The 14384-nt window shown below is 66.6% G+C and carries 14 protein-coding genes; 4 read left to right on the top strand and 10 right to left on the bottom strand.

All coding sequences use genetic code 11. From position 1 onward, the window contains the following. Positions 1-545: FAD-dependent oxidoreductase (locus AC1D1Y_RS17640; protein WP_477683461.1), on the top strand; the 545-nt coding region annotated here is incomplete at its 5' end. Positions 546-624: 79 nt separating this feature from the next. Beyond that, on the top strand, positions 625-1272 hold the full coding sequence (gene ypfH / locus AC1D1Y_RS17635; RefSeq protein WP_477683460.1) for an esterase: 648 nt from the start codon (positions 625-627) through the stop codon (positions 1270-1272). Between the two features lie 4 nt (positions 1273-1276). Here ypfH and AC1D1Y_RS17630 read toward each other — a convergent pair whose 3' ends face one another. Genes AC1D1Y_RS17630 through AC1D1Y_RS17620 form a run of 3 tightly spaced genes read right to left on the bottom strand, consistent with a single transcriptional unit; the run spans position 1277 to position 3498 of the window. Then, a complete protein-coding gene (locus tag AC1D1Y_RS17630; RefSeq protein ID WP_477683459.1) occupies positions 1277-1945 on the bottom strand; it encodes an SPOR domain-containing protein in 669 nt (222 codons plus the stop codon). Continuing rightward, a complete protein-coding gene (locus AC1D1Y_RS17625) occupies positions 1939-2832 on the bottom strand; it encodes a biotin--[acetyl-CoA-carboxylase] ligase (protein WP_477683458.1) in 894 nt (297 codons plus the stop codon). Before AC1D1Y_RS17625 ends, AC1D1Y_RS17630 begins: the two co-directional genes overlap by 7 nt. Positions 2833-2886: 54 nt before the next feature. Continuing rightward, the gene (locus tag AC1D1Y_RS17620; protein WP_477683457.1) at positions 2887-3498 is read right to left on the bottom strand and encodes an SET domain-containing protein; all 612 of its coding nucleotides are present in this window, start codon (positions 3496-3498) and stop codon (positions 2887-2889) included. Positions 3499-3672: 174 nt separating this feature from the next. Between AC1D1Y_RS17620 and AC1D1Y_RS17615 the strand changes: the two genes are divergently transcribed. Both AC1D1Y_RS17615 and AC1D1Y_RS17610 read left to right on the top strand, forming a co-directional pair. Continuing rightward, a complete protein-coding gene (locus tag AC1D1Y_RS17615) occupies positions 3673-4194 on the top strand; it encodes a TlpA disulfide reductase family protein (RefSeq protein ID WP_477683456.1) in 522 nt (173 codons plus the stop codon). Beyond that, positions 4191-7145, top strand: a complete 2955-nt coding sequence (locus AC1D1Y_RS17610; protein WP_477683455.1) for a DNA topoisomerase III — start codon at positions 4191-4193, stop codon at positions 7143-7145. The genes AC1D1Y_RS17615 and AC1D1Y_RS17610 overlap by 4 nt, the downstream gene beginning before the upstream one ends. 25 nt (positions 7146-7170) lie before the next feature. Here the strand turns inward: AC1D1Y_RS17610 and AC1D1Y_RS17605 are convergent, their stop codons facing one another. The 7 genes from AC1D1Y_RS17605 to AC1D1Y_RS17575 form a co-directional block, all read right to left on the bottom strand. Further along, entirely contained in the window at positions 7171-8391 is a 1221-nt protein-coding gene (locus AC1D1Y_RS17605) for an MFS transporter (RefSeq protein WP_477683454.1), read from the bottom strand. Positions 8392-8479: 88 nt separating this feature from the next. Continuing rightward, positions 8480-9139, bottom strand: coding sequence for an HAD family hydrolase (locus tag AC1D1Y_RS17600; protein ID WP_477683453.1), 660 nt, complete (start codon positions 9137-9139; stop codon positions 8480-8482). 2 nt (positions 9140-9141) lie between these two features. Beyond that, a complete protein-coding gene (locus AC1D1Y_RS17595) occupies positions 9142-10515 on the bottom strand; it encodes an aldehyde dehydrogenase family protein (RefSeq protein ID WP_477683452.1) in 1374 nt (457 codons plus the stop codon). Next, entirely contained in the window at positions 10512-11312 is an 801-nt protein-coding gene (locus AC1D1Y_RS17590; protein WP_477683451.1) for a gamma-glutamyl-gamma-aminobutyrate hydrolase family protein, read from the bottom strand. Before AC1D1Y_RS17590 ends, AC1D1Y_RS17595 begins: the two co-directional genes overlap by 4 nt. Then, positions 11309-12442: an iron-containing alcohol dehydrogenase gene (locus tag AC1D1Y_RS17585; protein WP_477683450.1), complete on the bottom strand. Its 1134-nt coding sequence runs from the start codon at positions 12440-12442 to the stop codon at positions 11309-11311. Before AC1D1Y_RS17585 ends, AC1D1Y_RS17590 begins: the two co-directional genes overlap by 4 nt. A gap of 30 nt (positions 12443-12472) precedes the next feature. Then, positions 12473-12982 (bottom strand): N-acetyltransferase family protein, encoded by a 510-nt coding sequence (locus AC1D1Y_RS17580; RefSeq protein WP_477683449.1) that lies wholly within the window; start codon positions 12980-12982, stop codon positions 12473-12475. 7 nt (positions 12983-12989) lie between these two features. Beyond that, positions 12990-14375, bottom strand: a complete 1386-nt coding sequence (locus AC1D1Y_RS17575; protein ID WP_477683448.1) for a glutamine synthetase family protein — start codon at positions 14373-14375, stop codon at positions 12990-12992. Positions 14376-14384 lie beyond the last annotated feature (9 nt).

The following is a 14384-nucleotide window of genomic DNA, read 5'->3' as shown; positions in this document are numbered from 1 at the left end:
AGACAGTGGTGCACTGTCCCTATTGCCATGGTTATGAAATCGGCGGCGGCGCCGTCGGCGTGCTGGGAACCGGGCCGATGTCGGTGCACCAGGCGATGCTGTTCGCCGACTGGGGCGAGGTGACGCTGTTCACCCAGGGCGTGGTGGCGGTGTCGCCCGAAGAGCAGGCCTCGCTGATCGCGCGCAAGGTCAAGGTCGAGTCCAGCCCCATTGCCGAATTGCAAGGCGCGGCGCCCGCGCTCGACGGCGTGCTGCTGCGGGACGGCCGGCAGGTGGCGATCAAGGCCTTGCTGGTGGGCACGCAGGTGCGCATGGCCAGCCCGCTGGCGGCGGCGCTGGGCTGCGCGTTTGACGATTCGCCCTTCGGCCCCATCGTGCGCATCGATGCCTGGGGCCTGACCAGCGTGCCCGGCGTCTACGCGGGCGGCGACATGGCCCGCGTGCCGCACAGCATCACTTTTGCCTGCGCCGGCGGGGTGGCGGCCGGCATAGGCCTGCATGCCTCGCTGGTGATGGAAGACGCCCACGGCATGACGCCGGCATAGCGGGCCGGATACAGTGGTTGAAAGCCGCCGCGCAGGCCCCAAGTGTCTTTTTTGGACCCCTGCTTTAACGCCCGCCGCCATGAACCCGCTTGACATCGAAACCATTGAACTGCTGCCCGTAGGCGCCACGCCGCGCCAGCTGTTTGTGCTGCTGCACGATGCGGGCGGCACGGCCGCCGACATGCTGGAGCTGGGCAACTTGCTGGGCGGGGCGTTTCCCGAGGCCGCGGTGCTGATTCCCGAGGGCTTGAGTGGCCCGCACGCCGATGCTGCGGGCGCCGCCGCGGCCGGGCTGGATGATGCGGCGGCCCTGGCCGCACGCGTGGAAGCGCTGGCCGCCTTTGTGCGTGCGCAGCAGCAGCGTTTTGAGATCCTGCAGTCGGACACCGCGCTGGCCGGTTTCGGCGCGGGCGCCAGCCTGGCGCTGGCGTTCAGCGACGCGCACGACGGCCTGGCAGGCCGCCTGCTGTCCTTCGGCGGCGGCTACCAGGTCTGGCCGGCCCGCGCACCGGCGCTGACCACCCTGCACCTGCTGCACGGGCAAAACGACGAGGTCGTGCCGCTGGCGCGCACGCGCAGCGATTTTGACCACCTGATGGAACTGGGCGCCGATGCGACCCTGGACGTGGCCCGCTCGCTGGGCCATGAGCTGCATCCGGCGCTGATGGACCAGGCCGTCACGCGGCTGCAGACCTGTGTGCCGCTGCGGGCCTGGAAAGCCGTCTAGAAAGTTACTGACAGGCCTGGAGCGCTTTGCCTGCTAGCTGCGGCTTGAGCGCATCGAGCTTGGCCTTGATCGCCGCATCGGCGGCGGGCAGCTTCAGCAGCTGGCCGCGCGCTTCGGGCCGCTCCAGCACCACCTTGGCGGTGCGCACGCCGCGCGTGGCGGCCTTGGCCAGTTCGCGTTCGGCCTCGGCCTGCGAGCTGTAATGGCCCAGCGACAGGCCGGGCCCCAGCGCGGGGTTGACCAGGGCCTCGAAGGACACGCCCAGGCCGCGCAACTCGGTGCGTTTTTTGGCCAGGGCGTCTTCGCTGTTGTACTTGCCCATGTAGACGATCCAGCGGCCCGGTTCCACGCTGCTTTCCAGCGTCCAGCTGCCGATGGGCAGGCTGCTTTCGAGGCTGGTGCGCAGGGCAGTGCTTTGTTCGGGGCTGAACAGGCCGGCCTGCAGGCATTCGGCGGCGGCTTGCGCCGGGGTGGCGGGGGATGCGGTGCTTTCGAGCTGGCGCGCATCGGCGGCCGTCAGCAGCTGCATGGCCTGGGGCTTGATCTGCTGGGCCAGGCGCTGCGGTTCGGCCTGGGCGGCCGGGGCATAACCGTAGTCGGCCAGCAGGCCCTGCGTCCAGGCGAAGTAGCCGGCATTGGCCAGCAGCAGCGCCAGCACCAGCAGCCTCAGCATGGGCGCGCGCCTTGCGGGTTGTGCGCCGCCACGGGCCGCACGCTGACTTCGGAGCTGGTGATTTCTTTCATGCCAGCCGCAGTATGCACCAGCAGCGCGCCGTTTTCGCCCGCGCCGTGGGCCGTGCCCACGGTGCCGTCGGAGAGCTGCACGGCCCGGCCGGCCAGCACGTCGCGGGCCGCGAAACGCGCCTGGAAGGGCGCGAAGCCAAAGCGCTCAAACGCCTGCACGGCTTGCACCAGCGGCGGGATGACGCGCAGCAGCACGGCCGGCGCGTCGAGTTCTGGCAGCAGCTCCTGCAGGCTGCCCGGCGGGATGGCGGGCAGCGCGGGCGGGGCCTGCGCGGCGTCCAACGCTACGGCACGGATGTTGATGCCTATGCCGATGACCACATAACGCAGGCCTTCCCAGCTGGCGGTCTCGACCAGGATGCCGGCCAGCTTGCGTTCGCCCTGGGGCGTGGAGAGCCAGAGGTCGTTGGGCCATTTGAGGCCTATGCGCGGCTTGCCGCCCTGGGAGGGTTGGGAGGATTGGGAAGAGGTGAGGGGTTCCAGGCTGTCGGCTACGCTGACACCAGCCACCAGCGACAGGCCCGACCAGTCAGCGGGCGCCAGCGGCAGGCCCAGTGAAAAGGTCAGGCTGTCGCCGCGCCGGCTTTGCCACTGGCGGCCCAGGCGGCCGCGCCCGGCGGTCTGCTGCTCGGCCACCAGCAGCAACGGCTCGGGCCGGGGTTCGGCGGTGGGGCTGCCGCGAAAGCGACGCATGAGCTCGGTGTTGCTGGAGTCGATCTCGGGCAGCACCTCCACCGTGAAGCCCGGCAGCGAGGGCGCCAGGGCCTCCCAGAGCGCTTCGGCGGGCCATCGGATGGGGGATGAGGGGGTGGTCATGAAAAGCCCAGGCCCTGGGGCCTGGCGGATGTCTGCGGCGGAGGAAAACCCGGGTCAGTCTTTCTTTTTCTTCTTGGGTTTCTTGTCGGCTTTCTTGTCAGCCTTCTTCTCAGCCTTCTTTTTATCCGCCTTGGCCTCGGCCTTTTTATCGGCTTTTTTGGCCGACTTCTTCTTGCCCTTGGCCTTCTTGTCGTCGTCCTTGGGCGCCAGCAGCGTGCCGCGGCAGTTCTTGGCGCCGCACCAGCAGGGGTATTCGGCCAGCAGCTTCTTGGTATAGGGCGCGTCGATGATCAGGCCGTAGTCGTAGAACAGCTCTTCGCCGGCCTTGATGTTGCGCAGCGCCTTGATGAAGACGCGGCCGCCCTCTTCGTCGGCTTCGCAGTTGGGCTTGCAGCTGTGGTTGATCCAGCGCGAGGAGTTGCCGCCGTGCTTGGCGTCGATCACATGCTCTTCGTCGATGTGGAAGTAGAAGGTGTGGTTCGGGTCCTTGGGGTCGTGCGGGTGGCGGCGCAGCGCCTCTTTCCAGTTGATGATCTCGCCCACGTATTCGATCAGGGTCTCGCCTTCGGCCAGGTCCTGCACGGCGAAGACGCCTTTGCCGTGCACGCCGGAGCGCCGTGTCTGGATGCGCCGGCCGTCGGTGGCGGGAGCCGTTGCGGTGGGCATGGAAGGAAGCGGCGCGATGGGTGCGGAAGCCTGGTTTTTTGACACGACGTATTTTTTTGGTATGGTTAATTCATGCATGTGCGCGTGCGCGCGTATGCGTGCGCACCCGCGCGCGTACATGCGCGAGAAGCCGCTATTGTAGTGATGCCCCGCGAAGTCCCCCAGGAGCTCTCCATGTTCAAACGCCGAAACCTGCTGCAGACGACCGCCGCCCTCGTGGCCGGGCTGGGCCTGCCGGCGTGGGCCAAAGGCGGGGAAAGTCCGCTGCCCAAGCTTGGCGCCACCCTGGTTTTGCCGCCTGTGGCGCTGCTGGACGGCAGCGCCTGGAGGCCCTCCGGGGTGGGCGGAAAGACGCTTGTGGTGTACTGGTGGGCCAGCTGGTGCCCTTTTTGCGCGGTGCAATCGCCCCATATAGAAGCACTGTGGCGGGCCCAAAAGGCCCAGGGCCTGGAGGTGCTGGCGCTGTCCATCGACAAGCAGCCGGCCGCCGCGGCCACATATATGAAGACCAAGGGCTACAGCTTTCCCGCCGGGATGCTGACCCCCGAAGTCGCCAAATTCCTGCCCAAGCCGGTGGGCCTGCCCGTGGTGGTGGTGCTCAAGGTGTCGGCGGATGGCCGTGAAGGCAAAGTCGTATTCGCTGAAAGCGGGGAAATGTTCCCCGAAGATGTAGAAGGTTTGAAGAAGTACATATGAAAACCCTTGTGATTGCAGAAAAGCCCTCGGTGGCGCAGGACATCGTCCGCGCCATCACGCCGACGGCCGGCAAGTTTGAAAAACACGATGAATATTTCGAGAGCGACGACTGGCTGGTCACCTCGGCCGTCGGCCACCTGGTCGAAATCCAGGCGCCCGAAGAGTTCGACGTCAAGCGCGGCAAATGGAGTTTCTCCAACCTGCCGGTGATCCCGCCCTACTTCGACCTCAAACCCATCGACAAGACCAAGACGCGGCTCAACGCCATCGTCAAGCTGGCCAAGCGCAAGGACGTGGGCAACCTCGTCAACGCCTGCGACGCGGGCCGCGAAGGTGAGCTGATTTTTCGCCTGATCCAGCAATACGCGGGCAGCAAGCTGCCGGTCAAGCGCCTGTGGCTGCAGTCCATGACGCCGGCCGCGATCCGCGAGGGCTTTGACAGCCTGCGCAGCGAAAAGCAGATGCAAGGGCTGGCCGACGCGGCGCGTTCGCGCTCGGAGGCCGACTGGATGGTCGGCATCAACGGCACCCGGGCCATGACGGCTTTCAACTCGCGCGACGGCGGTTTCTTCCTGACCACCGTGGGCCGCGTGCAGACGCCGACGCTGTCGGTGGTGGTGGAGCGCGAGGAAAAAATCCGCAAGTTTGTGAGCCGCGACTACTGGGAAATCCACGCCTCCTTCCTGGCCGAGGCCGGCGAATACCCCGCCAAGTGGTTCGACCCGAAATGGAAGAAAGCCGCGGCCAATGCCGACAACACGGAACCCGACGCCGAGCTGAGGGCCGACCGCGTCTGGTCCGAGCGCGAAGCGCTGGCGATTGCCGAGGCCGTGCGCGGCAAGGCCGCCACGGTGACGGAAGAAAGCAAGCCCACCACGCAGGCGGCCGGCCTGCTGTTCGATTTGACTTCTTTGCAGCGCGAGGCCAACGGCAAGTTCGGCTTCTCGGCCAAGACCACRCTGTCCATCGCSCAAAGCCTGTAYGARCGYCACAAGGCSCTGACCTACCCGCGTACCGATTCGCGCRMSCTGCCCGAAGACTATTTGCCGGTGGTCAAGCAGACCTTTGAAATGCTGGCCGGCAGCGGCATGCGGCACCTGGCGCCGCATGCGGCGACGGCCATCAAGGGCAACTACATCAAGCCCAGCAAGCGCATCTTCGACAACGCCAAGGTCAGCGACCACTTCGCCATCATCCCCACGCTGCAGGCGCCCAGCGGCCTCAGCGAAGCCGAACAAAAGCTTTACGACCTGGTGGTGCGCCGCTTCATGGCGGTGTTCTTCCCGAGCGCCGAATACCTGGTGACCACGCGCATCTCGCAAGCCGTGGGCCACAGCTTCAAGACCGAGGGCAAGGTGCTGGTCAAGCCGGGCTGGCTCGCGATTTACGGCAAGGAAGCCGCCGACGAAGTGGCCGACGCCAAGGACGGCGACAAGGGCCAGAGCCTGGTGCCGGTCAAGCCCGGCGAGATGGTGCGCGCCGAAGTCGTCGAGGCCAAGGGCCTGAAGACCCGTCCGCCCGCCCGCTATTCGGAAGCCACGCTGCTGGGCGCCATGGAAGGCGCCGGCAAGACGATTGACGACGACGAGCTGCGCGAAGCCATGCAGGAAAAAGGCCTGGGCACGCCGGCCACGCGCGCCGCCACGATTGAAGGCCTGATCGCCGAGAAATACATGCTGCGCGAAGGCCGCGAGCTGATCCCCACGGCCAAGGCCTTCCAGCTGATGACGCTGCTGCGCGGCCTGGGCGTGGAGGAACTCTCCAAGGCCGAACTGACCGGCGAGTGGGAGCACAAGCTCGCGCAGATGGAACACGGCCAGCTGAGCCGCGAAACCTTTATGGCCGAGATCGCGGCCATGACGGAAAACCTCGTCAACAAGGCCAAGGGCTATGACAAGGACACGATTCCCGGCGACTATGCCACGCTTTCCGCGCCCTGCCCCAACTGCGGCGGCGTGATCAAGGAAAACTACCGCCGCTACACCTGCACCGGCAAAAAAGGCGACGACGGCTGCGGCTTCAGCTTCGGCAAGACGCCGGCCGGCCGCACCTTTGAAGTGGCCGAGGTCGAGCAGTTCCTGCGCGACAAAAAGATCGGGCCGCTGGACGGCTTCCGCTCCAAGGCCGGCTGGCCTTTCACCGCCGAGATGGTGATCAAGTTCGACGAAGAGACGAAGAACTACAAGCTCGAATTCGACTTCGGCGACGACAAGAACGGCGAAACCGGCGAGATCGTCGACTTCGGCGAGCAGCAGTCGCTGGGCCCCTGCCCGCGCTGCGCCGCGCGGGTGTTCGAGCTCGGCAAGAACTATGTCTGTGAAAAGTCCGTGCCCACGCTGGCGCAACCCACACCCAGCTGCACCTTCAAGACCGGCCAGGTCATTCTGCAGCAGCCCATCGAGCGCGAGCAGATGCACAAGCTGCTGGAAACCGGCAAGACCGACCTGCTCGACAAGTTTGTCTCCATGCGCACGCGCCGCCCCTTCAAGGCCATGCTGGCCTGGGACAAGGAGGCCGACAAGGTGAACTTCGAGTTCGCGCCGTCGAAATTCCCGCCGCGCAAGCCGGCGGCGGCCAAGACCGGCACCGTGAAAACGCCCTTCGGCAAGACCGTCGCGGTGAAGGCCGCGAAGGCGCCGGCCGCGAAGAAGGCCGCGGCCAAGAAAGCACCCGCCGCCAAAACCGCCAAGCCCAAAACGCCGCGCGTCGCCAAGCCGGGCGCAGGCCTCAAGCCCAGCGCCGCGCTGGCCGCGGTGATAGGCACCGAACCGGTGGCGCGCACCCAGGTCATCAAAAAGCTCTGGGACTACATCAAGGCCGAGGGGCTGCAGGACGCGGCCAACAAGCGTGCCATCAACGCCGACGCCAAGCTGTTGCCGGTGTTCGGCAAGCCGCAGGTCACGATGTTCGAACTCGCCGGCATCGTCGGCAAGCACCTCACAGCGGAATAAGGCCTCGCGGAGAGCCGGCGGTCTTTCAGGCCACCGGCTCGGGCAGCTGCCGCAATGCGTGCAGCTGCGAGCCAAAAATCACGATCGCCTGCAAAGCAAAGCCCGCCAGTGCCAGCCACAGGCAGGCGGCTTCGCCCCACGATGCGCCGACCACGCCGCCCAGTGCCGCTCCTATAGGCCGTGAACCGGCGTTGACGGCCAGGAACACGGCCGAGACGCGGCCCAGCATGGCGTGGGGTGTGATGCTCTGGCGCAAGGTGGTGGAGGTGATGGTCCAGACGATGGGGCCGACGCCGAACAGGAAGAACGACAGGCCCGCCAGCACGCCGCTGGGAATGAACAGCGTGGCCACCATGGTCGCGGCGGCCAGCACCGACACGGCCGGGCCGAGCTGGATGGCGCGGCCGAAAGGCATGGCCGCCACCACACGCGGCGACAGCAGCGCGCCCAGCACCATGCCCGCACCGTAAGCGCCCAGAGTGATGCCCACGCCTTGCGCCGTCAGGCCCAGCACGCGCACCGCATAAGGCACATAAGCCGCCTGCAGTACAAACCAGGCGATGTTCCAGACGATGCCTGTGAGCACCATGGGGCGCAGATAGGGCTGGCGCCAGACAAATTGCGCGCCGTCGCGAATCTCAAGCAGCGCATGGCGGCCCACGGCTGGTGTGCGGGCCGGCTCGCGCAGGCTGAACAGCAGGCCGGCGGCCGAGGCCGACAAAATCGCCGCCAGCACAAAGGCCGCCGGCGCCCCGGCCCAGGCGACCAGCGCCCCGGCCAGCGCCGGCCCGGCCGCGAAGGCCATGCTGCGCGCCAGCTCCAGCCGGCCGTTGGCGCGTGCCAGCGCTTCACGCGGCACGATGGCYGGCACCAGCGCGGGCGCGGCCACGCTGAAGCACACGGTGCCCACGGCGCCGATAAAACCGAGCAGCGCCAGCCCGGCGATCGACAGATGGCCCGTGAGCACCATGGCCAGCAGCGCCAGCAAGGACAGCGCGCGCAGGGTCTCGGCCGCCACCATCAGGCGGCAGCGCGAGACCCGGTCGGCCAGTAAACCGAGGGGGATGGCCAGCAGCAGGAAAGGCAGGGTCTGCAGCGCCGCCAGCAGGCCGATCTCGCCCGGCCCGGCGCCCAGCACCAGCACCGCGACCAGCGGCACGGCCGCCAGGCTCAGCTGTTCGGCCGATTGGGCCGCGAGGTTGGACCAGGCCAGGCGCTGGAAGGGAATGGGGAGTGGGGTGTGCATGTGGCAAGCCTGATGAGCCTGCCATTCTGCATGCGGCCGCGTTATCGTGCTGGCCGTTACCGGACCTGCGAAGGCCGCGGTGCAGCCCTCAATGTAGTTGTAGCGCCGGCCAGCCCCGCTTGCCGCCGATGGCCGCGAGGGTCGCGTCGGCATTCACCGTCACCGGGTGCTTGACGGCTTCGAGCAGCGGCAGGTCGTTGATCGAATCACTGTAGGCCGTCGTCTTGCAGTCCTTGAAATGCAGGCCGCGCGCGGCGAGCCAGGCATGCAGGCGCTCGACTTTGCCTTCGCGCATGTTGAGCACGCCGGTGGTGCTGCCGGTGAACAGGTCGCCGCGCATCTCGGGCTCGGTGGCGATCAGGTGCTCGATGTCGAAGTAGATGGCCGTGAGTTCGGTGATGAAGCGGTTGGTGGCCGTGGTCAGGACAACCAGGTCGCCCGCCTCGAGGTGCTTGTCGACCAGCGCCAGCGCGGCGGGTGTCACGCGCGGCACGATCCAGTCGGCCAGGAATTCCTGCCGCAGCGGCTCCCACTCCTCCGCCGTTCGCCCGGCCAGTGTGCCCACGTAAAAATCGGCGAACTCCTTGAGCCCGACGGTGCCGGCCTTGTAGCGCGCCGCCATGTCGGCGTTGCGCGCGGTGAACTCGGTTTTACCCAGGATGCCCTTCTTGATCAGGAAATCGCACCACAGCACGTCGCTGTCACCGTTGAGCACGGTGTGGTCCAGGTCGAAGAGGGTGAGCTTCATGGTCAGGGATTGCGCAAGTGCCAGGCTTTGGGGCGGGTAAAGGTCTGGATGCCGTAGGTCGACAGCGTCAGGCCCACGCCGGAGTCGCCATAACCGCTCCAGGGCAGGCGCGGGCTCACGCGGTCGCAGCAGTTCCAGTAGACGCTGCCGGCGTTGACCTTGGCCAGCAGGGCCCTGGCGCGTGCTTCGTCGGGCGTGAACACGCCGGCCGTCAGGCCGTAGCGCGTGTCGTTCATGAGTTTCACGGCCTCGGCATCGCCCGAAACCTTCTGGATGCCGATCAGGGGGCCGAAGCTTTCCTCGCGCATGAGTTCCATGCTGTGGTTCACGTTGCTGAAGACCGTGGGCTCGTACCAGTTGCCGGGGCCGGCCCCGCGTTTGCCGCCGGCCAGCAGGGTGGCGCCCTTGGCTTTGGCGTCGGCAACCTGGGCGTCCAGCACGTCGAGCTGGGGGGCGCGCGTGATGGCGCCGATATAAGTGTCTTCACTCATGGGGTCGCCCATCTTGAAGGTCTTCACCGTTTCCAGGAAGGCGGTGACGAAGGCGTCGTAAATCTTTTCGTGCACATAGATGCGCTCGACCGAGCAGCAGCTCTGGCCGGTGTTGTACATCGCGCCGTCGGCCAGCGACTCGGCCGCGTTCTTGACGTTGGCGTCTTCGCTGACATAGGTCGGGTCCTTGCCGCCCAGCTCGAGCTGCAGCTTGGCCATGCGCGGGCCCATGGCCTGCGCGATCTTGGCGCCGGTCGCATACGAGCCGGTGAAGAAAAGGCCGTCGATTTTCTGCTCCATCAGCGCCGCACCCACCGCACCGCCGCCGATCAGCGGGATGAAAACGTCCTGCGGCACGCCGGCCGCATGCAGCAGGCGCGCGATCGCCACGCCGGTCATGGCGGCGTATTCCGAAGGCTTGTAGAGCACCGCGTTGCCGGTGAGCAGGGCCGGGATGAAGACGTTGCCGCCGACGAACCAGGGGTAGTTCCAGGCCGAGATGTTGGCGACCACGCCCAGCGGCGTGTGCTCGATCTGCTCGGTCATGCCGCCTTCGTTGAACACGGTCTGCACATCGGTGGCAGCGCTGACCTCGGCCAGGAAGAAGTCGATGCGTCCCAGCAGGCCGTTGAGCTCGTTGCGCGACATCTTGAGCGGCTTGCCGGTCTCGCGCGTCATGACGGCGGCCAGCGCGTCGAGCTCGGCGACCACGCCCGCGCGAAAGCGCGTGATGCAGGCCTTGCGCTCGGCCAGGGGCACGGCCGCCCAGGCGGGCTGCGCCGCGCGCGCGCGTTTGGCCTTGGCGGTGACGGAGGCCGCGTCGTCGGCGGGCAGTTCGGCGATCGGTGCGCCGGTGGCGGGATTCTGGATGGTGAGTGTGTTCATGCTGGTCTGGTTTTGTGTTTGGCGGCGGCCACGGCCGTGAGGAAGTCGTCGAGCACGGCGGCGTCGTCTATGGTGTCGGAGCCGGGTTTGTGGAATTCAGGGTGCCACTGGGTGGCGGCGATGTAGCTTTTGGTCTTGTCCTTGCGGCGTATGGCCTCCACGATGCCGTCGTCCACACTGAAGGCCTCGGCCTCGAATTCGGGCGACAGGTCCTTGATGCCCTGGTGGTGGATGCTGTTGACGCGCGCGCGCTCCACGCCGGGGTACAGCGCCGACAGCCGCGAGCCCTGGACGATGTTGACGCTGTGGAAGTTCTGGTCGTAGGTCGCGGCGTCGCGGTGCACAAAGGAGTCGGGCACCTGGGTGTTGATGTCCTGGTACAGCGTGCCGCCGAAGGCCACGTTGAGCAGTTGCAGGCCGCGGCAGACGCCGAAGACCGGCTTGCCGGCCCGTTCAAACGCGGCCACCAGGGCCTTGTCGTATTCGTCGCGCACGCGGTCACCCGACCATTTTTCTTCCAGCGGATTCTCGCCGTAGCTGCCGGGCCAGACGTCGGCGCCGCCATGCAGCACCAGGCCGTCCAGCCACTGCGCGTAGTGTTCGTAAGTCACGTCGCCACGCTGCGTGCTGCCCGTGGGGCAGGGCACCATGACGACCATGGCGCCCGAGGACATGACCCAGTGCGCGATGGATTGCTCGACGTATTGCAGCGTCTTGCCGGTGAAGTAGGAGCGTGTCGGGTCGGCGTGCGAGAAGCAGGCTGACAAGCCGATCTTGAGACGACTGGCGGCGATCATAAAGCCGCCTCGAACAAGCGTTCAAAGTCTTCAGCCTTGCAAGGCCGCGGATTGGTCTGGTGGCAGATATCGGCCGTGGCGATCTCCACCAGGCGCGGCAGGTGCTCACGCTTGACGCCGTGGGCCGACAGCGAGCCGGTGATGCCCACGCTTTCCTTGAGCTGCTTGAGCCAGGGTACCAGGGCCTTGCCGCCGCCGGCCACGCCGCAGACATGGGCCAGCTCGTCGAACTTGGCGGGCGCCGACTCATAGTTCCAGGCCAGCACGGTGTCTATCATCAGCGCGTTGGCCAGGCCGTGGTGCAGGTCGCAGACGGTGCCCAGCGCATGCGCGCAGGAATGCACCGCGCCCAGGTCCTTCTGGAAGGCGATGGCGCCCATCATGGAGGCCATCATCATGTCGCTGCGCGCCTGCAGGTTGGAGGGCTCCTTGACGGCGGTGAGCAGTGCACGCGCGGCGATGCGCGTGCCCTCAAGCGCGATGCCGTCGCACAGCGGGTGATAGGCCGGCGAGAGATAGCTTTCGATGTTGTGGGTGAGTGCATCCATGCCGGTAGCGGCGGTGACGTGGGGCGGCAGGCCCAGTGTGAGTTCCGGGTCGGCGAACACCACCTTGGCCAGGATCTTGGGGCTGAACACCACGCGTTTTATGTGCGTGTCGTTCTCGCTCACGACCGAGGAGCGTCCGACTTCGGAGCCGGTGCCCGAGGTGGTGGGCAGGGCCACAAAGTAAGGAAGCTCGTTGACGATGGGCCGCACCTGGGGATGGTCCCAGACGTATTCGAGGATGTCGCCTTCATGCGTGGCGGCAATGCCGACCACCTTGGCCACGTCCAGCGCCGCGCCGCCACCGAAGCCGATCACGCAGTCGGCCTTGTGCGCCTTGTACGCGGCCGCGCCGTCCATCACCTGGCTGCAGGTCGGGTTGCCGAAGACGCCTGAGAACACGGCCACGTCGAGGCCGCCCAGGTGGGTCTTGAACTCGGCCAGCACGGGCAGCGCACCCAGGGCCTTGTCGGTCACGATCAGCGGGCGTTTGCAGCCGGCGGCCAGCAGGGTTTCGGCAACCTGCTTGCGCGCRCCGGCGCCGAAACGGATGGCGGTGGGGAAGGAAAAATTGGTGGTGCTCATGGGGTGTCTTTTTTCGGTTGGCGGTAAGGGTCAGGTGGCGGAAGTCAGCTGCAAATACATATGCTGTTTGCCGAACGGTACGCCGTTCACGCGGATGGCGTCGGGCTCCACGCCAAAAGCCGCGAAGCCGGCGCGTTCATAGAGGGCGGCGGCTTGCCGGTTGCCCTCGGTCACGGTCAGGATCAGCAGTTCCACGCCCGCGGCCCTGGCCGCCTGCACGACGGTGTTGACCAGGGCCAGGCCCAGGCCCCTGCCGCCGTATTCGGGCGCGACGTACATGGCGACCAGCGTGGCCTTGTGGCGGTTCTTCAGCCGGGTTTCGCGCGTCATGCCGACCACGCCGGCCAGGGCGCCTTCGATGAAGCCGCCCCACATCACGGTGTCCGACGTGGCGGACAGGCGCTTTTCGGTGTCGGCCGGCGGGCGCAGGTTTTCTTCCTCGAAGCTGGAAGTGAAGGCGTCGGGATGCTCGCGCAGGCCGCGCAGGCGCAGTTCCCGGTACACCGGTGCGTCGGAGATTTCAAGGCGGCGAATCTGCATCAAGTCCTTAAATGATCTCAAAATAGCGTTTCATTTCCCAGTCGGTCACGGCGTCCAGCCACTGGCGCCACTCCCACTCGCGTGTGGCCGAGAAGTGGTCCACGAAAGTATCACCCAGCCAGTCGCGCGCAATCGCCGATTTCTGGAAAATCCGCGTGGTTTCTATCAGGGTGCGCGGCGCGCGGGCGATGTGTTCGGCCCCGGCGTTGGTGCCGGTGATGGGCGCGCCCAGCTTCAGGCCTTTTTCAACACCGTGCAGGCCGGCCGCGATCACCGCCGCCATGGCCAAGTAGGGGTTSACGTCGGCACCCGGGCAGCGGGTCTCCAGCCGGGTGGCCTTGGGGCTGCCGGCGATCACGCGAAAGCTCGCGGTGCGGTTGTCCATGCCCCAGGTTGGTTTGACSGGSGCCCAGAAACCGTCGACCAGGCGCTTGTAGCTGTTGATAGTAGGCCAGATCATGGGGCCGAACTCCATCATGCAGGCGACCTGGCCGGCGATGTAGCTCTCGAACAGCTTGCTCATCTTGCGGGCGTTTTTCGCGTCGTAGAACAGGTTGTTCTTGCCGTCGGACAGGCTCTGGTGGATGTGGCCGCTGCAACCCGGCAGCTGCTGGTGCGGTTTGGCCATGAAGCTGGGCATGATGCCGAAGCGCGAGCCGATTTCCTTGGCGCCGGTCTTGAACAGGATGGCGCGGTCGGCCTGCTCCAGCGCTTCGCTGAAGGCGATGGCGACCTCGTAGACGCCGGGGCCGGTCTCGGTGTGCAGGCCCTCGATCGGGATGCCGAAGGCCAGCATCTCGTCCATGATGGCGTTGAAGAAGCCCTGGTTCTGGTTCATGCGCAGCAGCGAATAGCCGAACATGCCGGGTGTGAGTTTTTCGGCGCCCACGCCGTTCTTGGCGGCCCAGCTCTGCGGCGTCTCCAGGAAGTTGAACCACTCGAACTCCATGCCCGTCATGGGCATGAGGCCCATCTTTTCGGCGCGCTTGAGTACCCGCTTGAGCGTTTGGCGCGGGCAGACGGCATGCGGCGTGCCGTCTGCGTTGACGAACTCGCCCAGCACAAAAGGCACTTTGTTGTCCCAGGGCACGTGGCGCAGCGTGGCCAGATCCAGCCGGGCCAGCGCGTCGGGAAAGCCGTGCTGCCAGCCGGTCACCGTGGTGTTGTCGTAGCAGTTGTCCATCATGTCCCAGCCCAGCACCACGTCGCAAAAACCGAAGCCGCCGCCGGGATAGGGTTCGGCCGCGCCGAAGAATTTGTCCTTGTGCAGGTATTTGCCGCGCAGCACGCCGTCGATGTCGCTGACGGCGACCTTCATCTTGTTGGCCCCCGACTTGCGCAGCGCGTCGAGCACACCGCGCGAGGCGGAGGGGGTGGGAGCTTTTTTGGCCATGGTCTGGGT

The sequence above is a fragment of the Polaromonas sp. P1_G1 genome, assembly GCF_056405595.1.
This window is presented reverse-complemented; position numbering and strand designations above follow the sequence as displayed.

Coding starts and splice junctions, on each gene's coding strand:
- AC1D1Y_RS17595 (WP_477683452.1), bottom strand. CDS start 10,515: ATGAACACACTCACCATCCAGAATCCCGCCACCGGCGCACCGATCGCC.
- AC1D1Y_RS17590 (WP_477683451.1), bottom strand. CDS start 11,312: ATGATCGCCGCCAGTCGTCTCAAGATCGGCTTGTCAGCCTGCTTCTCG.
- AC1D1Y_RS17600 (WP_477683453.1), bottom strand. CDS start 9,139: ATGAAGCTCACCCTCTTCGACCTGGACCACACCGTGCTCAACGGTGAC.
- AC1D1Y_RS17630 (WP_477683459.1), bottom strand. CDS start 1,945: ATGCTGAGGCTGCTGGTGCTGGCGCTGCTGCTGGCCAATGCCGGCTAC.
- AC1D1Y_RS17580 (WP_477683449.1), bottom strand. CDS start 12,982: ATGCAGATTCGCCGCCTTGAAATCTCCGACGCACCGGTGTACCGGGAA.
- ypfH (WP_477683460.1), top strand. CDS start 625: ATGAACCCGCTTGACATCGAAACCATTGAACTGCTGCCCGTAGGCGCC.
- AC1D1Y_RS17620 (WP_477683457.1), bottom strand. CDS start 3,498: ATGCCCACCGCAACGGCTCCCGCCACCGACGGCCGGCGCATCCAGACA.
- AC1D1Y_RS17625 (WP_477683458.1), bottom strand. CDS start 2,832: ATGACCACCCCCTCATCCCCCATCCGATGGCCCGCCGAAGCGCTCTGG.
- AC1D1Y_RS17615 (WP_477683456.1), top strand. CDS start 3,673: ATGTTCAAACGCCGAAACCTGCTGCAGACGACCGCCGCCCTCGTGGCC.